Origin of the sequence: Bradyrhizobium erythrophlei (genome assembly GCF_900142985.1) — a bacterium.
GTDB lineage: Bacteria > Pseudomonadota > Alphaproteobacteria > Rhizobiales > Xanthobacteraceae > Bradyrhizobium > Bradyrhizobium erythrophlei_B.
On sequence record NZ_LT670849.1, the window covers coordinates 4,429,823 to 4,450,368 of the forward strand.

Annotated in this window: 18 protein-coding genes; 13 read left to right on the plus strand and 5 right to left on the minus strand. The window is 63.6% G+C overall.

The window, feature by feature from the left end; translation table 11 throughout:
- Positions 1–2: 2 nt before the first annotated feature.
- Both BUA38_RS20695 and BUA38_RS20700 read right to left on the minus strand, forming a co-directional pair.
- Entirely contained in the window at positions 3–866 is an 864-nt protein-coding gene (locus BUA38_RS20695; protein ID WP_072820752.1) for an aldose 1-epimerase family protein, read from the minus strand.
- A 9-nt stretch (positions 867–875) separates the two neighbouring features.
- The gene (locus tag BUA38_RS20700; RefSeq protein ID WP_072820754.1) at positions 876–3,443 is read right to left on the minus strand and encodes an ATP-dependent helicase; all 2,568 of its coding nucleotides are present in this window, start codon (positions 3,441–3,443) and stop codon (positions 876–878) included.
- 271 nt (positions 3,444–3,714) lie between these two features.
- Here BUA38_RS20700 and BUA38_RS20705 point away from each other — a divergent pair, with 271 nt between their 5' ends.
- Positions 3,715–3,888 (plus strand): DUF1328 domain-containing protein, encoded by a 174-nt coding sequence (locus tag BUA38_RS20705; RefSeq protein WP_072826281.1) that lies wholly within the window; start codon positions 3,715–3,717, stop codon positions 3,886–3,888.
- A gap of 61 nt (positions 3,889–3,949) precedes the next feature.
- Here the strand turns inward: BUA38_RS20705 and BUA38_RS20710 are convergent, their stop codons facing one another.
- On the minus strand, positions 3,950–4,783 hold the full coding sequence (locus BUA38_RS20710; RefSeq protein ID WP_072820756.1) for an alpha/beta fold hydrolase: 834 nt from the start codon (positions 4,781–4,783) through the stop codon (positions 3,950–3,952).
- Between the two features lie 253 nt (positions 4,784–5,036).
- Here BUA38_RS20710 and BUA38_RS20720 point away from each other — a divergent pair, with 253 nt between their 5' ends.
- A complete protein-coding gene (locus BUA38_RS20720) occupies positions 5,037–6,536 on the plus strand; it encodes an amidase (RefSeq protein ID WP_072820759.1) in 1,500 nt (499 codons plus the stop codon).
- Between the two features lie 18 nt (positions 6,537–6,554).
- Here BUA38_RS20720 and BUA38_RS20725 read toward each other — a convergent pair whose 3' ends face one another.
- On the minus strand, positions 6,555–7,052 hold the full coding sequence (locus BUA38_RS20725; protein WP_072820760.1) for a thioesterase family protein: 498 nt from the start codon (positions 7,050–7,052) through the stop codon (positions 6,555–6,557).
- A gap of 86 nt (positions 7,053–7,138) precedes the next feature.
- Between BUA38_RS20725 and BUA38_RS20730 the strand changes: the two genes are divergently transcribed.
- The 3 genes from BUA38_RS20730 (at position 7,139) to BUA38_RS20740 (ending at position 9,684) form a co-directional block, all read left to right on the plus strand.
- The gene (locus BUA38_RS20730) at positions 7,139–8,563 is read left to right on the plus strand and encodes an FAD-binding oxidoreductase (protein ID WP_072820762.1); all 1,425 of its coding nucleotides are present in this window, start codon (positions 7,139–7,141) and stop codon (positions 8,561–8,563) included.
- Between the two features lie 73 nt (positions 8,564–8,636).
- The gene (locus BUA38_RS20735) at positions 8,637–9,284 is read left to right on the plus strand and encodes a hypothetical protein (RefSeq protein ID WP_244553002.1); all 648 of its coding nucleotides are present in this window, start codon (positions 8,637–8,639) and stop codon (positions 9,282–9,284) included.
- Positions 9,285–9,303: 19 nt separating this feature from the next.
- Positions 9,304–9,684, plus strand: a complete 381-nt coding sequence (locus BUA38_RS20740) for a hypothetical protein (protein ID WP_338076266.1) — start codon at positions 9,304–9,306, stop codon at positions 9,682–9,684.
- An 8-nt stretch (positions 9,685–9,692) separates the two neighbouring features.
- Here BUA38_RS20740 and BUA38_RS20745 read toward each other — a convergent pair whose 3' ends face one another.
- A complete protein-coding gene (locus BUA38_RS20745; protein WP_072820764.1) occupies positions 9,693–10,070 on the minus strand; it encodes a rhodanese-like domain-containing protein in 378 nt (125 codons plus the stop codon).
- Positions 10,071–10,318: 248 nt separating this feature from the next.
- On the opposite strand from BUA38_RS20745, the gene BUA38_RS20750 reads away from it, so the two are divergent.
- The 8 genes from BUA38_RS20750 (at position 10,319) to BUA38_RS20785 (ending at position 20,542) form a co-directional block, all read left to right on the plus strand.
- Positions 10,319–11,605, plus strand: coding sequence for an MFS transporter (locus BUA38_RS20750; RefSeq protein WP_072820766.1), 1,287 nt, complete (start codon positions 10,319–10,321; stop codon positions 11,603–11,605).
- 90 nt (positions 11,606–11,695) lie between these two features.
- Positions 11,696–12,925, plus strand: a complete 1,230-nt coding sequence (locus BUA38_RS20755; protein ID WP_072820768.1) for a cytochrome P450 — start codon at positions 11,696–11,698, stop codon at positions 12,923–12,925.
- Between the two features lie 280 nt (positions 12,926–13,205).
- Positions 13,206–17,045, plus strand: coding sequence for an AsmA family protein (locus tag BUA38_RS20760; protein WP_072826284.1), 3,840 nt, complete (start codon positions 13,206–13,208; stop codon positions 17,043–17,045).
- A 324-nt stretch (positions 17,046–17,369) separates the two neighbouring features.
- The gene (locus tag BUA38_RS20765; protein WP_072820770.1) at positions 17,370–17,852 is read left to right on the plus strand and encodes a DUF6644 family protein; all 483 of its coding nucleotides are present in this window, start codon (positions 17,370–17,372) and stop codon (positions 17,850–17,852) included.
- A gap of 44 nt (positions 17,853–17,896) precedes the next feature.
- Positions 17,897–18,394, plus strand: a complete 498-nt coding sequence (locus BUA38_RS20770) for a DUF6644 family protein (protein WP_072826285.1) — start codon at positions 17,897–17,899, stop codon at positions 18,392–18,394.
- Positions 18,395–18,624: 230 nt separating this feature from the next.
- The gene (locus BUA38_RS20775; protein WP_156898602.1) at positions 18,625–19,470 is read left to right on the plus strand and encodes a hypothetical protein; all 846 of its coding nucleotides are present in this window, start codon (positions 18,625–18,627) and stop codon (positions 19,468–19,470) included.
- A 193-nt stretch (positions 19,471–19,663) separates the two neighbouring features.
- On the plus strand, positions 19,664–20,089 hold the full coding sequence (locus tag BUA38_RS20780) for a DUF6152 family protein (RefSeq protein ID WP_156898603.1): 426 nt from the start codon (positions 19,664–19,666) through the stop codon (positions 20,087–20,089).
- A 36-nt stretch (positions 20,090–20,125) separates the two neighbouring features.
- Positions 20,126–20,542 carry a DUF6152 family protein gene (locus tag BUA38_RS20785; RefSeq protein ID WP_072820776.1) on the plus strand — a complete coding sequence of 139 codons (417 nt, stop codon included), beginning with the start codon at positions 20,126–20,128 and terminating at the stop codon, positions 20,540–20,542.
- The last annotated feature ends 4 nt before the right edge of the window (positions 20,543–20,546 follow it).

Genomic DNA, 20,546 nt, shown 5'->3' on the forward strand with positions numbered 1-20,546 from the left:
GCTCAACCGACCGAGATGCGATAGCTGAGGACTTCGGTCTTCCCAGGTTCGATCTTCATGATGCCGGGCTTGTCGAAAAATTCGCCATCGAAGTCGAGCGGCGAGGCGAAACCGCGCCACGGCTCAAGGCAGAGGAAAGGCGCGCCGTCCGGTTTGGACCAGATGCCGAGTTCGCGAAAGCCTTGCCAGTGCAGGCCAATCGACGGGCCGCGGTCGGCCGCGTAGCGGATGCCGGTGCTTGCCGGGTGATCCAGAATGACGGCGTCGTCGGCGAAAAGCTGTTCCGAAAGCGCGAGAAATTTGCCTTCGATCGGCGTCGGCTCCGGCTTCGACCGCAACAATCCGCCCTTCAGGCGGCGAATGGGCGCGGGCTCAACGTTCGAAAAATGGATTCCGTAAGACTCCTTCGGCAAGCCCGGCAGCAGCGGCCAGTTGAATGCGGGATGGCCGCCGAGCGATGCGGGCAACGTCTCATCGCCCGTATTGGTGACCTCAAAGCGTATGTTGAGATCGGCGCCATCGACCGCGTAGCTAATGGCCAATCGAAACGCGAACGGAAAACGCTGGCGGCTGGTGGCATCGTCGGTGAGGTCAAGCGTGCAGGACGTTGTCGTACGCTCGCGCCACGCAAACGTCATGTCCCGCGCAAATCCGTGCTGCGTCATGGGATAGGTTTTTCCCTGATGCCGCAACGCGTCGTTCTTGAGTTTGCCTACGATCGGAAACAGGTTCGGCGAATGCCGCGGCCAGGCAGGTCCCGCCTGCCACAACAGCTCAAGCCCCTCGGCGTTTTTCAACGAGCACAGTTCGGCGCCGTCGGCCTTGATGGTCGCGCGAATGCCGCTGGTTGCGAGCGTGTGGTCCATGACTTGGGCTTACGCCCGCTCGACAAAACTGTCGACGACCTTTTTCTCGCCGGCCTTTTCGAAAGCGATCGTGAGCTTGTTGCCGTCGATCTTCACCACATGGCCGTAGCCGAACTTCTGGTGAAACACGCGGTCTTTCAGGTTGAAGTCCGACGTCGTGCCGGTGGATTTCGCGATCAGTTCGCCTTCGATCACCAGCGGCGTGCGTTTTTGTTTCGAGAATCCGCCGGCGTCGCGCGAGCCGTAGGACGTCTGCCGTTCCTCGAAGCCGTGATTCTGACGGCCGCCTCGCGCGCGATTGGCCTGGGCGCGCTGCCAGCCCGGCGTGCCGTAGCTCGAGCCGAAGGATTCCACGTTGTCGAAGCGCGAGGGACCGTAGCCGCTGGCGCCGCCCCAGCCGGAGCCGCCTTTGGATTCCGTGATCTCGACATTATGCGCCGGCAGTTCATCGAGGAAGCGCGACGGGATCGTGGTCGACCAGGTGCCGTGGATGCGGCGGTTGGTGGCGAAATAGAGTTTGGCGCGGCGCCGCGCGCGGGTCAGCCCGACATGGGCGAGCCGGCGCTCCTCTTCCAGGCCCGCGCGGCCCTGTTCGTCGAGCGTGCGCTGGCTTGGAAACAGGCCTTCCTCCCAGCCGGGCAGGAACACATTGTCGAATTCCAGCCCCTTGGCCGAGTGCAGCGTCATCAGTGACACGGCCTCTTCTTCGGCGCCGCCGTCGCGGTCCATCACCAGCGAGATGTGTTCGAGGAAACCTTGCAGGTTCTCGAACTCTTCCATCGAGCGCACCAGTTCCTTCAGGTTGTCGAGCCGGCCCGCGGCGTCCGCCGAACGGTCCTTCTGCCACATGTCGGTGTAGCCGCTTTCGTCGAGCACGGCTTCGGCCAGTTCCGTGTGCGAGGCCACTTCGGCCTGCGCGCGCCAACGGTCGAAACTGGTCAGGAGATCGCGCAAGCTGCCGCGCGCCTTCGGCTTCAATTCGTCGGTCTCGACCACGGCACGCGCCGCCTCGAACAGCGGGATGCGCCGCTTGCGGGCGTGGTCGTGCAGCATCTGCACGGTGGCGTCGCCCAGCCCGCGTTTCGGAACGTTGACGATGCGCTCGAAGGCGAGATCGTCGGCCGGCGAGTTGACGACGCGCAAGTAAGCCAGCGCGTCGCGGATTTCGGCGCGCTCATAGAACCGTGGGCCACCGATCACGCGATAGGGCAGGCCGAGCGTGACAAAGCGGTCTTCGAACTCGCGCATCTGGAACGAGGCCCGCACCAGAATGGCGACCTGGTTGAGGTTCTCTTTTCTGCGCTGGAGATCCTCGATCTCCTCGCCGATCGCGCGCGCTTCCTCTTCGGAGTCCCAGGCGCCGGTCACGGTGACTTTTTCGCCGTCGACATCCTCGGTGCGCAGCGTCTTGCCGAGCCGGCCTTCGTTGTGCGCGATCAGGTGCGAGGCGGCGGCGAGGATATGGCCGGTCGAGCGGTAGTTGCGCTCGAGGCGGATGACTTTCGCGCCGGGGAAGTCGTGCTCGAAGCGCAGGATGTTGTCGACCTCCGCGCCGCGCCAGCCATAGATCGACTGATCGTCGTCGCCGACGCAACAGATGTTGCGGGGGGCAGATAGCTTCGCCACATTCTTCTCGTCATCACCGGACCGATGCGAAGCATCGAGACCCGGTGATCCATCTTGCAAAGAGTCGATGGGGTCTGAAGGTGTCTCTCCCACAAGGGGAGAGGGGACAGAAGCGCGGGGCGAGGTGGGCGAAGGACTCGGCGCCTGCGCGAGCAGCCGCAGCCAGAGATACTGCGCGACGTTGGTGTCTTGGTACTCGTCGACCAGGATGAACTTGAAGCGGTGCTGGTATTGCCGCAGCACGTCCGGGTGCTCACGGAACAGGCGGATGTTTTCCAGCAGGAGATCGCCGAAGTCGGCGGCGTTGAGAATCTTCAACCGCTCCTGATAGCTCGCATAGAGCTTGCCGCCCTTGCCGTTGGCGAACACTGCGGCTTCGCCCGACGGCACCTGTGACGGACCGAGGCCGCGATTCTTCCAACCGTCGATCAGGCCGGCCAGCATGCGCGCCGGCCAGCGCTTGTCGTCGATGCCTTCGGCCTGCAAAAGTTGCTTCAATAACCGCACCTGGTCGTCGGTATCGAGCACGGTGAAATTGGATTTCAGCTGCACCATCTCGGCATGCATCCGCAGGATGCGTCCGCCGATCGAGTGGAAGGTGCCGAGCCAGGGCATGCCCTCGACCGCCTGGCCCAGCATTTCGCCAAGCCGGTGCTTCATCTCGCGCGCAGCCTTGTTGGTGAAGGTCACCGAGAGGATTTCGCCCGGCCGCGCCCGGCCCTGGCTCAGGATATGGGCGATGCGGCAGGTCAGGACGCGGGTCTTGCCGGTGCCGGCGCCGGCCAGCACCAGCACGGGACCGTCCAGCGTCTCCACCGCTTCGCGCTGCTCGGGATTGAGGCGCGAGAGATAGGATGGGCTTGCGGCCGCGCGCGCACGCGCCGCGATCCCGCCAGCCACGGGCTGGTGGTCGGGCACGTCACGATGGGGCAGATGATTCGGCTCGGTCATGTCGCGATTCGTTTTCCCGCCCAAATTGGACCAGTCGGGTAGCGAAGGGGAGCCTTCATAGCAGGAATGAAACGCATATAGGGCGTGAGACGCCGTTTTGACAGGAGTTATCCAGCCCCGAATACCCCCGTCATTTGTTCCTTTTGAAGCGAGATTTTTGGCTGTCTTCGAGCCTTAAGGCGGCCGGAACCTTTGTTCCCGGCTGCGATTGGTCCAACGACTGCGTCGGCGCTTCGCGCGCGACGCCAAAACGGATCAAGCGGAGCTTGTCATGTTGAGCTGGGTCGTCACCTTTCTGGTCATTGCGTTAATCGCCGGCATTCTCGGTTTCGGCGGCATTGCGGGCGTGTCCATTGAAATCGCCAAGACGATCTTCTTTATCGCCGTCATCCTGTTCATCGTGTCGGCCGTGGTCGGCCTCGCGCGCGGCAGGACGCGCGTTTAGAGCTCGAATAAAAAGGCCCGGGGCGAAAGCCGCGGGCTTTTTTGAACGGGTAAGAGATCGGTCAGTTGGCGGCCGTGATCGCCGCGTATTCGCGCTGCACGCCGGCTAGATGTTGAGCGATGACGTGGGCGATTTCCTTGGCATGCGTTGAAATCATGAAATGGGCGGCGTCCGCCACCCGCGTGACGGCCGCATTCGGAATGCACTGGCCCAATAGGCGGTTGGCGCGCTTGACCGCCGGGTGGCTCTTGGCGCCCATCAGCACCAGCGTGGGAAGCCGCACGCGTGCGAGCAGCGCCGGCGTCAGCGTGAAGCCGTAGACGCTCTTCCAGTCGAGCAGGTTGACCGGCGTCGTTTCGATCGCATAGTCGCGAACGCGTTGCGGCCAGCCGGCAAAGGTGCCTTCGCCGCCGTAGAAATCGATCATCTGAGAGATCGCGCACGTGTCGCCGGCCTTGTAGGCCGCGAAGTACTCGTCCGTCATGGTGCGGAAGGCGAAATAATCTTCTTGTTCGAACATCATCCGCAGCAGTTCCGGCGCGGGCGCTTCGATGATGGTAAGACTGCGCAGCGACACGCGCCGCCGCTGTGCGACTGCAAGCGCCGACAGGCCGCCAAAGGAATGCCCGACCAGGTGGACGGGGGCGCCGGTATGACGGATCACCGCTTCGATGATGTCGGCTTCGTGCGCGATGCTGGCGTCGAGCGCGGTGCGGCGCTCGGTCGTGCCGCCATAGCCGGACAGGCTGGTCGTGACGCAGCGAAAGCGATTTTCCCAATGCGCCATGATCGGCCGCCATGCCGCGCCCGTGCTGCATGATCCCGGCACCAGAACGACGGTCGGGCCGGTTCCGGTTTCGTCGTAGTCGATGCGTCCGAACGAATCCCTGATCATCGGATCGAAATTCCCTGAAAAAATGTGGATTGGGGGCCGCGAATAGCGCGGGTGAGCGGCGAGACATAGATTTCGCCGGGCCGTTTATCGTCATGCGTTCGCAGGACAGGGCTCAGGATTTTGCCGCGATTGACCTGACATGTCGGACATCATGGCGTGAGCGCGCGCCGTTTTCCCTGCGTGCGGCACTGGCGTTCGCCGCCGCCGGAGATAGGATTGGCCGAGGCGGCGGCTGAGCGGGGCAGGGGGCGCCATGAACTTTTCCGAATACGTAAAGCAAGACGCGGTGAGCCTTGCGGACCGGGTCTGGCGCCGCGAAGTGACGGCGGATGAATTGCTGGCGCTGGCGCTTCGCCAGAACGAAACGGCGCAGCCGAAGACCAACGCGATCTGCCGGATGATGGAGACCGAGGCCCGCGCGCAACTCCAGAAGCCGCTGACGGGCGCGTTGGCCGGCGTGCCGTTTCTGATCAAGGATATTGCGCAGGACTATGCCGGCTTGCCGACCGCCGCCGGCAGCCGCGCGCTGCAGAAAAACGTCGCGGCCGAACACTCGCATGTCGTTCGAGCCTATCTCGAGGCCGGGCTCGTGATTTTCGGCAAGACCAATCTGCCGGAGCTCGGATTGAAGGGCGTGTCGGACTCGCAAACTAACGGCCGCGTTTGCAATCCCTGGAACGCCGCCCACACGCCCGGAGGATCGAGCGGTGGCGCCGCCGCGGCGGTCGCTTCAGGCGTCGTGCCGATGGCGGCCGCCAATGACGGCGGCGGCTCGATCCGCATTCCCGCCGCCTGTTGCGGTTTGTTCGGCCTGAAACCCTCGCGCGGGCTGATCTCCGCGGGGCCCGGATGCGGCGAATACTGGTTCGGTGCGTCCGCCGAAGGCGTGATCTCGCGCAGCGTGCGCGATACGGCCGCAGCGCTTGACGTGATCGCCGGCGGCGAGCCGGGGGAGCCTTTTTTTGCCGCACGGCCGAGCGAGGCCTACGCCAAATCGATGCCGCGCGACCCCGGCCGCTTGCGGATCGGATTTTCCGCCGCCTCGCCGATCGGCACCGACGTGCACCCGGAGGCAAAGGCAGCAGTCGAGCGCGCGGCCGCCTTGCTGCGTGGCCTGGGCCACGAGGTCGAAGAGGCTTCGCCCGAGATCGACGGCGCAGCCCTCGCCAAGGCCTTCCTGCATGTCTATTTCGGACAGGTCGCGGCGATGGTAGCGCAGGCCCGCGCGGCAGGCGCCGGGCGGGAGGATTTCGAGCTGTTGTCGCGGGTGCTGGCGACGCTCGGAGACGCGGTTTCGGCCGGTGTGCTGACGACACATCTGCTCAAATGGAATGAATTCGCCCGCGCGCTTGCTCGTTTTCACCAGCGCTACGACATGCTGCTCACGCCGACACTGGCGCATCCGCCGGTGCGCCATGGCCAGGGCGATCCCAGCGCGGTGGAGCAGAGCCTGCTCGGTCTGCTGGATCGCACCGGCCTGCTCGGCTTCATGGCGCGCCAGGGCTGGTTCGACAGCACCATCGACAAGATCGCGCTCGACAGCCTGCAATATGTGCCGTTTACGCAACTCGCCAATCTCACCGGCGTGCCGGCCATGAGCGTGCCGCTGCATTGGACGGCGGACGGCCTGCCGCTCGGGGTTCAATTCGTCGGGCACATGGGCGACGAGGTGCGTCTGTTGCAACTCGCCCGTCAGCTCGAGACGGCGCAACCCTGGTTCGATCGGCTGCCGGCGTGGGTGACGCAGGCCTGACCTGCAACCGAGCGGATTTCACTTCGCCGGCATGCCGATCGCGCGCCCGACGCCCTCGGGCCGCGGCAGCAGCGCATGCGCGCTTGCGACCGCGTCGATCGTGGTGCGGATATCGGGCGGGAAGGGCGCGGTCTTACGCTTTTCCATGTCGACATGCATGGTCATGTTTTCCGACGTCGCCGACAGCCAGCCGTCGCGGGCGTGGCGCAGTTCCTCGAACGTATGCAGGCGTTTTTCGTCCGCGGCGAGCAGGTAGACCGAGATCTGCACGGGGTCGCCGAGGTGAATTTCCCGCAGATAGCGCACATGGCATTCGGCGGTGAAGGTCGAGTTGTTGCGCGCCTTCTTGTAGGCCGGGCCGATGCCGAGCAGGAGCCACAACTCGTCGATCGCCCGGTCGAACATCACGTTGTAATAGGCCATGTTGAGATGGCCGTTATAGTCGATCCACTGCGGCTCGATCTGCATCACCGAGGAGAGGAATGGCGTAGGCGCGCCGCTACTACGTGTCGTCATCCGTGTCCATTCCTTACAGCAGGTCTTGATGTCTTGACCCTCTATACATCCTTTGCCACGGTAATTCCGTGGACGGAGATCCCGGAGTGGGAACAACGATTACCAATACCCCAAAGCGCGCCGAGCCGAAGGCGGTTGCGGCGGTGGTGGAAAAGCTCGCGGCCCGGTTCGGCAACCGGCTGGTCACCTCGCAAGCGGTGCGCGAACAACACGCCCATACCACAACCTGGTTGCAATCGCAGCCACCTGACGCGGTGGTCTTCGCGCAGGAGACGGCCGACGTTCAGGACGTGGTGCGCGTGTGCGCCGCCCACGGCGTTCCTGTGATCGCGTTCGGCACCGGGACATCGCTCGAAGGCCAGGTCAATGCGCCGGCCGGCGGCGTCTGCGTCGATTTCCGCGACATGAACAAGGTGCTGGAGGTCCACGCCGAAGACCTCGATTGCGTGATCCAGCCCGGCGTCACCCGCAAGGCGCTGAACGAACATCTGCGTGACCAGGGCGTCTTCTTTCCGATCGATCCCGGCGCCGACGCTTCGCTCGGCGGCATGGCCTCGACGCGCGCCTCCGGCACCAACGCGGTGCGCTACGGCACCATGCGCGAGAACGTGCTGGCGCTGAAGGTCGTGCGCGGCGACGGCGAGATCATCAACACCGGCACGCGGGCAAAGAAATCCAGCGCCGGCTATGACCTCACCCATCTCTTCATCGGCGCCGAAGGCACGCTCGGCATCATCACAGAACTCACGATTCGCCTGCGCGGGATTCCCGAAACCATCGCTGCGGCGGCCTGCTCGTTCGATAGCGTACGCGGCGCCTGCCAGGCGACGATTATGGCGATCCAGACCGGCATTCCCGTGGCGCGGATCGAGCTGTTGAACGCCGAGCAGGTCAAGGCGTGCAATTCCTACTCGAAATTGTCGTTGCCGGAGACGCCGCTGTTGCTGCTGGAGTTTCACGGCAGCGAGGCAGATGTCGCGGAGCAGTCGAAGAATTTCGCCGAGATCGCAGGCGAATGCGGTGGCGGCGGTTTCACCTGGACCACGCGCCCCGAGGACCGCACCAAATTGTGGCAGGCGCGGCACGATGCCTATTGGGCGGTCAAGGCGCTGCGTCCCGGCGCCGGCGTGGTGGCGACGGATGTCTGTGTACCGATTTCGCGGCTCGCCGATTGCGTCACCGAAACCGAGGACGACCTGAAACGGCTGCGGCTGCAATCGCCGATCGTCGGCCATGTCGGCGACGGCAATTTCCACTGTTCGCTGCTTTGCGATGTCGACGATGCCGCCGAAATGGCGCGCGGAGAGGAATTCATGCACCGCCTGGTCGAGCGGGCGCAGTCGATGCAGGGCACCTGCACCGGCGAGCATGGCATCGGCCAGGGCAAGCAGAAGTATCTCAAGGGCGAACTCGGTGCTGAGGCGATCGATGCCATGCGCGCGATCAAGCAGGCGCTCGATCCAAAAAACATCTTTAACCCCGGAAAAATCGTTCCGGCACCGAGCGAATGACTCAATTCGTGGGTAGATTAATGTGGCCAGCGGCGTATGTGATCGACATGGATTTTGGCTTGGAAAATTCGGCTTGGGAATTTGGGACCAGATGATGCGCCTTGGCCGAAAACCGTTCGCTGTCATGGTCTTGCTGCTGGCCTCAGCCATATCGGCCGGCGCCGAAGACAATGCTCCGCGCGGATCGAACACGAATTCCGCGCAGACCCAGCCGGCCGTTGCGCCGAGCGACACCGATGAACTGAAGCCGCAGACGCCGGACACCGACTTGTTCGCGCTGATGACCGGAACCTGCAGCACGCTCAAGATTGCCGGGCACGATTTTCCCTGCCGCACCGTCGCCTATTCGCACAGCGTTGGCGGCCGCGCCTATTTCACCATCGCCATTGACGACCCGTCGGACCCGAGCCATATCGTTTCGTTCTCCGGGGATGCCGGCAAGCGCAGCAACGATAATATCTACGATTTGGCGGTCGACCGGATGCTGCTCAATTCGAAGAGCCAGCCGAAGGCGGACGGCCTGCCGGTGCCGGCGGTGGTGAAGTCGGCGGGCAGGTGCGTGCAGCTCGGCAATTTCGCCACCGGTCATGTCACGAGCGTGGTCTGCTCGGCCACCGACAGAAGCGGCAAGCGCTACGACCTGCGCTTCGAATCCGACGGCACGCCGATCACGGTGCGCCGCGTGAATCCGTCGTCGCCGACTATCCGCGGGCAGGGCTAAGTTTCCAGGAAGACGCGCCATGGCGATGCGCTGGTTCAACAAGCCCAAGCCGAAAGAGATTTGGGAAGAGCCTGTGGTCTGGCCGATCGGCGATATCGAGGCCGCGCACCGCATTCGCGATATTTGTCGCTCCGCCGCCGACAGCGCCGCGAGTGCAGCGGCTCCCGATGCCAAAAATCGCCAGGACGAGTTTCAGCGCTACGAGCGCGCAGCGCGCGCGGCCATGGAAACCGCGATGAAGATCGGCGACGACTTGCTGCGCGATTCAGCCGTGCGCCAGATCATCGATCTCTGCCTGACGGCCGACGATGTGAGGACCGCGCGAATTCTGTTCCGCGCGATTCAATCGCCGTCGATCCGCGACGAGGTGCTGCGCGACCATCCACAGCTGGCGTCCTAGGTCCTTCGTTATTTCTCGACCGCGCCGCCGCTCTCGGCCCAGTCCTTGAAGCCGCCGATGTTGTAGACCTCGTTATAGCCCATGTCCTTGAGCAGCTTGCCGGCGAGCGCCGCGCGTCCGCCGGAAGCGCAGTAGATCAGGACGGTCTTGTCCCTGGAAAAATTCTTGTCGTGGGTCGGCGAATCCGGGTCGGCGCGGAATTCAAGAAGTCCGCGTGACACGTGAACCGCGCCGGCGGCCTTGCCGCTCGCCTGCACTTCGGTGCCGTCGCGAATGTCCAACAGCAACGTGTTGCCCTTGGCGATCTTCTCGCGCGCCTCGGCAGGCGTGATCTTCGGCACCGCAGCGTTGGCGGCTTCCATCATCTGCTTGACACCGAGCGCCATTTTTCATCTCCCTGGTCGTTCGTCTAGTTTCGACGATAGCTGCTTATAGTCGTCATTGCGAGCGAAGCGAAGCAATCCAGTTGATCAAAATAGCTGGATTGCTTCCGCCTACGCGCCGAAGCGCTTCGGCGGACTCCAAGCGCGCCATAGCTCGCGTGAGCGAGCGACGGCGGGTCGCCGCTTTCGCTCCTCGCAATGACGTCTGGCGTTTCGATCGTTATAGAATGCACCTCCAGAGGGATCATTTGATGCGGCTTCCGTTCTTCTACGGCTGGATCATCATCGCGGTGACTTTCGTCACCATGGCGATCGGCGTCAATGCACGAACCGCCTTTTCACTGCTGTTTCCGCCTGTTCTCGGTGAGTTCGGCTGGGACCGCGGCGTCACCGCCGGCGCATTCTCCTTCGGCTTTGTGATCTCGGCCATCGCCAGTCCCCTGATCGGCCGCCTGATGGATCGCCTCGGCCCGCGCAGCGTCATGGAGCTTGGTACCGTGCTGATGGCAAGCGGCCTCTTGCTCGCGCCGCTGACGCGAGAGCCCTGGCATCTTTATCTCACCATTGGCGTGCTGGTCGGCGCCGGCAGCATCTGCCTCGGCTATACCGGCCAGTCCCTCTATCTGCCGAACTGGTTTCACCGCTCGCGCGGCCTGGCGATCGGGCTCGCTTTCGCGGGCGTCGGCGTCGGTTCGGTGACGCTGCTGCCCTGGGTGCAGCTCCTGATCGACGGAAGCGGCTGGCGCGCCGCCTGTACCGCGATCGGGCTTCTGGTTCTGATCGTGCTGGTGCCGATCAATCTTCTGTTGCGCAAGCGCCCCGAGGATCTTGGCCTCTTGCCGGACGGCGACGCCGCGCCATCGGAATCGGAGGAGAAGCCGCGATCGAATGTCGTCGATCCGGTCTGGGCCGGCATCGACTGGACGTTGTCGCGCGCCATCCGCACCGCGCGTTTCTGGTGGATTGCGGTCGGCTATTTCGCCGGGCTTTACATCTGGTACGCGGTCCAGGTGCACCAGACCAAATACCTGCTCGACATCGGCTTCAGCCCGGCGGTCGCGGTGTGGTCGTTGGGTGCGGTCTCGACGCTCGGCATTCCCGGTCAGATTTTTCTAGGCCATCTGTCCGACCGGATCGGCCGCGAATGGGTCTGGGCGATCGGCTGTATCGGGTTTGCGATCTCCTTTGCAGCGTTGATCGCGCTGGCGCAGGTTCATTCGCTGGCGCTGATCTATCTCATGGTGTTCACGCAAGGTGCGCTCGGTTATGGGCTGACGTCGGTGATGGGCGCGATCGTGGTCGAAATCTTTCAGGGCAAGCACTACGGCAGCATTTTCGGGACCATCCAGGTCTCGGCGCTGGCCGGCGGCGCGGTCGGTCCGCTGGTGACCGGAGTCCTGCACGATCTCACCGGCAGCTACAGCGAGGCATTCCTGATCGCGATCGCCATGTGCGCGTTGTCCGCGCTGGCGATCTGGCGCGCCTCGCCTCGAAAAATCCGTGCCGTGGCAGGCCGGCTGCACCGGATACCAGATTAATTATCCGACAGTCCCGCGATGGGACGATCTTCGGACCTTCATCTGGCGCGATAACTCTTCTATATTCGGCGAAACCGGAGGGAGACGCTTATGAACGAGCCCGCACAGGCTGCGGCTGCGCCGTTGTTCAATCCGCTGTCGCCGGAATTCATTCGCAATCCCTATCCGCATTACGACCACCTTCGCCAGCTCGATCCCGTGCACATCACCGCGCACGGTATGTATCTCGTCAGCCGCCATGCCGACGTCAGCAGCGTGTTGCGTGACAAGCGCTTCGGCAAGGATTTCGTCGAGCGGTCGACGCGCCGCTATGGCCCGAAGATCATGGAAGAGCCGATCTTCCGCTCGATGAGCCACTGGATGCTGCAACAGGACCCGCCGGATCACACCCGCCTGCGCGGTCTGGTGGTGAAGGCCTTCACGGCGCGGCGGGTCGAGGACATGCGGCCGCGCATCCAGGAGGTTGTCGACCGGACGCTCGATCGCGTCATCCCGCAGGGGCAGATGGACCTGATTGAGGATTTCGCCTTCCGCCTGCCGGTCACGATCATTTGCGACATGCTCGGCATCCCGAAAGAACATCGCGAGGTGTTCTTCAGCGGCACGCGCGATAGCGGCCGCATCCTCGATCCGGTGCCGCTGACGCCGGAAGATATCGCGAAAAGCAATGCCAACTATGTGCTGTCGCAGATGTATTTTCAGCAGCTGTTCGAGTTGCGGCGGAAACAGCCGGGCGACGACCTGACCACGCAACTGGTGCAGGCCGAGGAAGACGGCTCCAAGCTCACCAATGAGGAGCTGACCGCCAACATCATCCTGTTGTTCGGGGCCGGTCACGAGACCACCGTCAATCTGATCGGCAACGGGCTGTTGGCGCTCTATCGCAATCCGGACCAGCTTGCGCTGTTGAAAGCGCGCCCTGAGCTGATCGCCAATGCGATCGAGGAGTTTCTGCGTTACGATTCCTCGGTGCAGATGACGGGCCGGGTGACGCTGGAGAGCATCGACGATCTCGGGGATAAGAAAATCCCCAAAGGGGAAACCGTGCTCTGTCTGCTCGGCTCGGCCAATCGTGATCCGGCGGCCTATCCCGACCAGCCCGATCGGCTGGATATCACGCGGCCGAATGTGCGCCCGCTGTCGTTCGGCGGCGGCATCCACTTCTGCCTCGGCGCGCAGCTCGCCCGCATCGAGGCCGAAATCGCGATCTCGACGCTGTTGCGGCGGTTGCCGGACCTGCGGCTCGATGATGCCCAGAATCCGGAATGGCGGCCGACCTTCGTCCTGCGCGGCCTCAAGCGGCTACCCGCGCGTTGGTGAGCGGTAACTAGTGCCCTCTTTCCGAAGTTCGCAAGATATTGCGGCGACCCCTGTTGCGAACTTCGGAAAGTCGAGGGCACTAGCAAATATGGGATGCTAGTACCGCTTTCGATCTGAAGTCCCTGAACGTGGTTGCGGCTTGGGGCGCAGGGACTTCAGATCGGCGGTACTAGCCGCTGTGACTTCGCCACAGTTCACTTTATATATGGCCCGTAACGGCATAGCGTTTGCTTGGGCACGCGAGGCGCGTCCGCAGCCGCTCTTTTCAACAGGAGACACCGTGCAGACGACGCTGCTCGGATTGGCGATTGCCTTGATCATTGCGCTGGTGGCTGCGCTGGTCGGGCCGTATTTCGTCGACTGGAACCAGTTCCGTCCGCAATTCGAGGCTGAGGCCAGCCAAGTCGTCGGCGCGCCGGTGCGCGTCGCCGGTGCGCTTGAGGCCCGCCTGCTGCCGTCGCCGAGCCTGCGGCTGCGTTCGGTCGTGGTCGGCGGCGCCAACGACCTCGGCAAGGTGAGGGCCGACAAGCTCGATGTCGAGTTCAGCCTCGGCTCGCTGATGCGCGGCGAATGGCGCGCTACCCAGCTTTCCATCGACGGTATGGCGCTCGACCTTGGCCTCGACCCGAAAGGCGCGATCGACTGGCCGTCGGGCCAGGGAAAATTCAACCTCGGCTCGTTGTCGATCGACCGGCTGCATCTCACCGGCCGCGCCGCGCTGCACGACGCTTTGAGCCACCGCACGCTCGAACTGAGTAACATTGTTTTTGCCGGTGACGTCCGTTCGCTGGCTGGCGCCCTGCGCGGCGATGGCGGCGTGACGGTCTCCGGTACGCGCTATCCGTTCCGCGTCTCGTCCGGCCAGAGCGCGGACGGCAACAGCACCCGGCTGCATCTGGTTGTCGATTCCAGCGCGCGGCCGCTCTCGGTGGAGCTTGATGGCTTCCTGAGCTTCGAGGCGCGCAGCCCCCGCTTCGAGGGCACCGTCGCCTTGGTGGCCAGCGCAGGGAAGGGCGACAAGAACGCGTCATTAGCCAGTGCGCCTTTATCCAACCTGCCTTTATCCAACGTGCCTTGGCGGATCGCCGCCAGGGTTAAGGCCGATCGTGCCTCGGCCAAGCTCGACCAGATCGAGACGAGTTATGGCGCAGATGACGTCGCGCTCAAGCTCACCGGCACCGGTGAACTTCGTTTCGGCACCGCGCCCTTGCTGCACGCGGCGCTATCGGCGCGCCAACTGGATGCCGACCGCTTTGCGGCCAGAGAAGGGACCAAGGACGGCGGCGTCAACGCCGCCAAATCAAACAACGCCAAGCCAAATAACGCCAAGTCAAACAACGCCATCAAGCTCGGCGACGGCAATGACGCGGCCGATCCGATTCGGGTGATGCCGGTGTTGCGGGCGCTGGCGGCCGCGTTGCCGGAGACGCCGATTCCAGCCGCGCTCGAGCTCTCCGCCGAGCAGATCGTCGTTGGCGGACGTAGCGTGCAGAATTTCGCGGCCGAGCTTCGCAGCGATACCAGGACGTGGGCGCTCGATCGCCTCGATCTTCGTGCGCCGGGCACGACGCATGTGACGCTGAGCGGCAAAGCGGGCAATGCGACGCCGGGCGATGCCAAATCGGGCGACGCCAGCTCTGGCCGGTTCAAGGGCGCGCTGTCGGTCGAATCTTCCGATCCCGATGCGCTGGTGATGTGGCTCCAGGGACGCAGCGAACCCGGCTATCACAGCCAGAACGCATTTCGCCTCAACGGCGATGTCAGCATCGACGCCAACGGCGTTGCCATCGACAACGTCAAATCCGAGATCGATGGCGGCGTTCTCGAAGGGCGTGTCGCATGGACGCACGATGCTAGGAGTGTTGCGTCATTCGAGGCGGCGCTGAAGGCCGAACGCCTCGACCTTGATGCCGCGAACGTCTTTGCGCGCGCCGTGGTCGGCCCGCAAGGCGAATGGCCGGAACGCGCCAGGCTTTCGCTCAGCATCAATCATGCGATCTCGGCCGGCCAGGACCTGCATCCGTTCGCGGCGAAATTCGGTTATGACCCGAAGGGCTGGACGCTGGAGTCCTTGAAGATCGGCGAAGCCGGCGGCGTCATGCTCGATGGCAACGGCACCTTCGATCGCACCAACGCAACCGGCAAGTTCGCGCTCAATTCAGGCGCGGCCTCGTTGTCGCAACTCGCGGGCGCGATCGCGCCGGTGTTGCCAAAATTTGCCGTACGGCTCAACGCGATGAAGCTGGCGCCGGGCCCGGCGCATCTGAGGCTCGCGCTCGCGGTCGATAAGGAAGCAGGACGCGCCGATCGCGCCAATGCGCAAGCCACCATCGATCTCGACGCGCCGCAGTTCAAGGGTTCGGCCTCGATCTCGGCCAAGCCGGGCGCTGCAAATCTGCGCGATGCCGATCTCGACAAGCTCTTGCATGGTGACGTCACCGTCGAGACCAAACTCGCTTCTGAGCAGGGCGCGTCGTTGCTGGCGCTGCTCGGGCTCGATGGCGTCATCGCGGCGCGCGACGGGGCCGCCCAGCTTCAGGGCTCAGTGTCGGGCGCATGGGGCACGCCGCTTCGTCTCAAGCTCGATCTCACGGGTGCGGGCTTCGAGGCCGAGGCGCAAGGCACCGCCGATCCCTTCGTGCAGGAATTCGATCCCAGGGCCATCAAGGCCAATTTTTCCCTCAAAGCGCGTGGCCTCAATCTTTCGCCGTTGTTCGACCTCAAGCCGTCGGACAAGGCGATGCAGGATGTCGGCCTGTCGACGCGTGTGTCGTTCACGAACGGCAAGGTCACGCTCGACGACATCGACGGCACGATCGCGGGTTCGCGGCTGCGCGGCCACGTGGCGATGACGCTCGATGGCGAGCGCAAGATCGACGGCGAGGTTGGCCTCGATGCGCTGGAACTGGCGCCGGCCTTTGCCTTGATCATCGGCGCCGGGCGCGACGCGGCGGAGCCGCTGGGTAACGGGCTCGCCAAGGGCTGGCGCGGGCAGGTCGCGTTTCAGGCGTTGCGCGGCGTGCTGCCGGGCGGCAGCGAGTTGCGCCCCTTGAGCGGTACGGTGAAAGGTGACGGACAGTCGCTTAACGTCGAGGGGATCAAGGGCGGCATCGGCGGCGGCGACGTCAGCGGCGCGATCGAAGCAAGGCAAACCGCAGGTGGGCTGTCGCTCAACAGCCGCGTCGCTTTCGCCGGCGTCGACGGCAGCACCTTGCACTATCGTGCGCTCGCGATGCCCGCGGGGCGCACGTCCTTGCAGATGACGCTCACAAGCCAGGGCCGCAGTGCTTCTGCGCTGACCGGCGCGATGTCCGGCAACGGCACCGTGACGCTGGAGGCGGCGCGTATCGCCGGTCTCGATCCGCACGCCTTCGAGGTCGCGATCCGCGCCAGCGACGCCGGCCAGGCGACCGACGATGCTCGCCTGCGCAAGATCGTCGAGCCGGCGCTGTCGGGCGGCGCGCTTCTGGTTTCCTCGGCGCAGATCCCGTTCACGATCCATGACGGCCGGCTTCGCGTCAGCGCGACGACGCTGGACGGCGAGGGCGTCCGCGCCATCGTGTCCGGCGGCTACGACATTCCCGCCGACCAGGCCGATCTTCGCGCCGGGTTGACCGCGTCGGGCGTCGCTGCCGGGCAGGCGAGCCCGCCGGAAATTGCGATTTTCGCCGCCGGCACGCCCGATGCGCTCAACCGAACCGTCGATGTCGCGGCGCTGTCGTCATGGCTGGCGGTGCGGGCGATCGATCGCGAGACCAAGCGGCTGGATTCGATCGAGCGCGGCGAGGCGAGCCCGGCCTCGATCCAGCCGGCCCAGCCGATGAGCTTGCCAGAACCTGCCTCGCCGGGCCTCACATCTCCCGGTTCGCCGTCCGCCGACGCGCCGCTACGGCCGCTGCCACCGAAGCCGCGGGTGAGCGTGCCGCGCTCGGCCGTCATTCCACCAACAGCACCGGCGGTGAATGCGCCGCCGGCGAACAGTGCCGCGACGACCGGCGCACCCGTCGTCAGCCAGCAGGTCCCGCCGCCTTTGCCGCCCCCGATCGAGGTGCGTCCGGCTCCGCGTCCGGCGCGGCCGAAGCCGCCGCTGGTGCTGACGCCCCCGCAACCTTCCTTCTAGCGAAGGGCGGATCTCGCTAGTGGTCCGATTCTAACATTCGCATCCCCTCTCGGCAGCTCCTTTTGCGAATGTTAGAATCAAAGGACCACTAGTAAATATAGGTTTCTAGTGGAGTTTAGGATTTGACATTCGCGTTGCGAGGCCGCGGCTAGGTGGGGAGCGAATGTCAAATCCACTCCACTAGCCTTGTGCAGAAAGTGATCCTCGGCGTGGTTTTCATGCGTCCATGTGAAAACCGGCCTTCTCGGCTCCGGGGGCGCGGAGGTAGGGTTCTACTTAGTTCGTGATACAAACGGATCTTCCCCGGGGAGCGGGCGTGCCGAGATGACGCTGAACCAGATCTGCCAATGGATCGATCATACGGCGGTGAGCGAGTGGATCAAGCAAGCGGCATGGGTCGTGCCCACCGTGCAGACGATCCATATCCTTACCATTGCGGTCGTCGCCAGTTCCGCGCTGATGCTTGATCTGCGTCTGATCGGCGTGTTCTGGGGCAATCGCCCGCTCGAAGTTGTGAAGGCGCGGTTCCTGCCGCTGATCTGGTGGCCGCTGCTGCTATTGTTGGCGACCGGCATCATCATGATCACCGCGGAGCCGGCGCGCTCGCTGAAGAACCCGGCCTTCCAGCTCAAGATGCTGCTCCTGATCGCCGCACTCGTCGTCACGGGGCTGTTTCAGTTTCTTCACCGCCGCAGCAGCACGTCGGACGATGGACCCCGCGCCGCCGCGGTGACGCTCGCCATCGTCTCGATCGTGCTATGGTCCTCGATCATCTTCGCCGGGCGCTGGATCGCCTATTTCGCCTGATGCCCTCGTTCACACCCGCATGACAGCTAACATGGATGGTTTCGGTGGAGATTGATCGCGCTCTCGAGTGGTTGCAGTCGACGCCGTTCGCGCTCGCGATCGCGGAGAACGACATCCTGTTCCCGTGGATCGAGTCCGTTCACGTCTTGGCGATTGTGCTCGTGGTCGGGACGATCTCGATCGTCGACCTGCGGCTATTGGGTGTCGCCTCGCTCGATATCAGCGCCAGGCGGCTGATGCGCGACATCATCCCCTACACCTGGTGCGCATTCGCGGTCGCTGCGGTCACGGGATCGCTGATGTTTTCATCCGACGCCACGCATTACGGCCATAACCGCCTGTTCCAGATCAAGTTGGTGATGCTTGTGCTCGCCGGGTTGAACATGGCGGCGTTTCATCTGTTCGGCGAACGCGACATCGAGCGGTGGGACGCGCCGGGCGCGACGACGCCGGTGGCCGCGAAGGCGGCGGCATCGATTTCACTCTTCGCCTGGATCGCGATCGTCTCGCTCGGCCGCGGCACCGGCTTCACGATGCACTAGTGGTCCGATTCTAACATTCGCCTCCCTTTTCGGCGGTCACCTTTGCGAATGTTAGGACCGCTAGCAAATTTGTGATTTCAGTGCCGCTTTCCATTTGAGGTTCCTGATAGAAGTTGCAACGGGTACTGTAGGAACCTCAAATGGGCGGCACTGACTTCATTTTGAAACAACTTCTGGCTAGCCTTCACCTTGCCGAGCTCAAATCACTCTTTCCTTTCGGAGAAATACGCGTGAAATCGGGTCCAATCGGTATCGTATCTGCCGCTGTCTTCGCGGCGCTGCTCGCGCCGTCGATGGCGATAGCCCAGGCGCCGCAAAAGGCGCCCGCGGTGATCAATCCGCCGCCGACCGCCCAGGACTGGGCCGACATCGCCAAACTGCCGGACTGGAGCGGCGTCTGGAATCCGAAGATCACGGATCAGGACGCGCAGGTGAAGACCAACCCGCCGCCCTGGAACGAAGAGGCTGCGAAGAAGATCCAGCACATGTTCGCCGAGGAAAAGGCCGGCCGCCCGACGCTGATCTTCGCCAACTGTCTGCCCGAGGCGCATCCGTCCTGGATGCTGGTCACCCACAACGCGATGGAAATCCTGTTCACGCCCGGCCGCGTGACCATGCTCGGCGAATCCGACGGCAACCGCCTGCGCCGCATCTATACCGACGGACGAGGCCATCCCGAGCATTCCGATCCGACCTTCCACGGTCACTCGATCGGTCACTGGGAAGGCGACACGCTGGTCATCGACACCACTGACATCGTTCCCCAGGCGCCGCTCGCCGTCAGCGAGGCGGCCGGTCTTCCCAACAACGGCGACATGCACGTGATCGAGCGCATTCATCTCGCCGACAAGGACATCCTGCACGATGAGCTCGAAATCATCGCGCCACATATCCTCACCAAGCCGTGGAAGACGACGCGCATCTTCTTCCGCCAGCGCGCGCGCAAGTTCGATATCGTCGAGGGCGTCTGCGCCGCCGGCGACCTGGTCGAACGCGTCAATGCTGAAGGCGACAACGTTTTTGTCCCCGTGCAAAAATCTGAATGGGGCCACACCACCGCCGTTCCGGCGAAGTAGCTAGTGGTCTGATTCTAACATTTGCTACCCACTCTCGGTACGCACTTTTGCAAATGTTAGAATCAAAAGACCACTAGGAAATAAAGGTCTCTAGTGGAGTTTGGGATTTGACATTCGCTTTCAGACTCTGCGGCCCGTTGGGTAGCGAATGTCAAATCCACTCCACTAGCAAAAAAAATCCAGGAGAATGACCATGCGGAATGTCCTGAAGTTGTTCGGTGCGTTTGCCTTCGTTGCGGTACTGGCGGGCGGAATCTCGCAAGTGGCCGCGCACCACTCGGCGGCGATGTTCGATTTCACGAAAATGTTGAAGCTCAAAGGCAAGGTCGTGGAGATGCGCTGGGTCAACCCGCATGTCACGATCACCATCACCGGGTCGCCCAGTGCGGATGAAGCGCCGGCCGACTGGCTGATGGAAACGACCAGCCCCGGAAACCTGACCCGCGTCGGCGGCTGGCGGCGCGATATCATCAAGCCGGGCGATGAGATCGAGGTCACCTTCCACCCCGAACGCGAAGCCGGAAAGAAGAGCGGGCTGTTGCGGGAGATGAAGCTGCTGTCGACCGGTGAAGTTTTCCCGGCCAACATCCGCGATCAGGAAAAGCCGGGGCTTGAATAGGAATTGTCTCGATAGAGCAAGCTGGGGCATCCTTCGATGAGATCAATCGGTGTGTTGGCCGTCTTCGCGGTCGTCGCCGCGGGAATTTCGCAAGGCGCTGCCCACCATTCCGGGTCGATGTTCGATATGTTCCGGAGCGAGGTGCTCAAGGGCAAGGTGGTCGAGCTGCGTTGGGTCAATCCGCACGTCATGCTGACTGTCAAAGGCACGCTCAAGTCCGGCGAAGCGCCGGCCGACTGGCTGATCGAAACCACCAGTCCCGGAAACCTGACGCGCGTCGACGAGGGCTGGCAGCGCGACGCCGTGAGACCCGGCGAGGAGGTCGAAGTCGTGTTCCATCCGCTGCGCCAGCCTGGCAAAAGGCTAGGCCTTTTGCGCCAACTGACAACGCTTTCCAACGGCCGGGTATTCGCGACCAATATCCGCGACCGGGAAATGGCGGACATCGAGTAGAGCC

Bases quoted from the DNA above. Each gene is read 5' to 3' on its own strand.
- BUA38_RS20710 (WP_072820756.1), bottom strand. From the start codon at position 4,783: ATGATCAGGGATTCGTTCGGACGCATCGACTACGACGAAACCGGAACC.
- BUA38_RS20705 (WP_072826281.1), top strand. From the start codon at position 3,715: ATGTTGAGCTGGGTCGTCACCTTTCTGGTCATTGCGTTAATCGCCGGC.
- BUA38_RS20695 (WP_072820752.1), bottom strand. From the start codon at position 866: ATGGACCACACGCTCGCAACCAGCGGCATTCGCGCGACCATCAAGGCC.
- BUA38_RS20750 (WP_072820766.1), top strand. From the start codon at position 10,319: ATGCGGCTTCCGTTCTTCTACGGCTGGATCATCATCGCGGTGACTTTC.
- BUA38_RS20785 (WP_072820776.1), top strand. From the start codon at position 20,126: ATGAGATCAATCGGTGTGTTGGCCGTCTTCGCGGTCGTCGCCGCGGGA.
- BUA38_RS20700 (WP_072820754.1), bottom strand. From the start codon at position 3,443: ATGACCGAGCCGAATCATCTGCCCCATCGTGACGTGCCCGACCACCAG.
- BUA38_RS20765 (WP_072820770.1), top strand. From the start codon at position 17,370: ATGACGCTGAACCAGATCTGCCAATGGATCGATCATACGGCGGTGAGC.
- BUA38_RS20720 (WP_072820759.1), top strand. From the start codon at position 5,037: ATGAACTTTTCCGAATACGTAAAGCAAGACGCGGTGAGCCTTGCGGAC.
- BUA38_RS20725 (WP_072820760.1), bottom strand. From the start codon at position 7,052: ATGACGACACGTAGTAGCGGCGCGCCTACGCCATTCCTCTCCTCGGTG.
- BUA38_RS20740 (WP_338076266.1), top strand. From the start codon at position 9,304: ATGGCGATGCGCTGGTTCAACAAGCCCAAGCCGAAAGAGATTTGGGAA.
- BUA38_RS20755 (WP_072820768.1), top strand. From the start codon at position 11,696: ATGAACGAGCCCGCACAGGCTGCGGCTGCGCCGTTGTTCAATCCGCTG.
- BUA38_RS20780 (WP_156898603.1), top strand. From the start codon at position 19,664: ATGCGGAATGTCCTGAAGTTGTTCGGTGCGTTTGCCTTCGTTGCGGTA.
- BUA38_RS20745 (WP_072820764.1), bottom strand. From the start codon at position 10,070: ATGGCGCTCGGTGTCAAGCAGATGATGGAAGCCGCCAACGCTGCGGTG.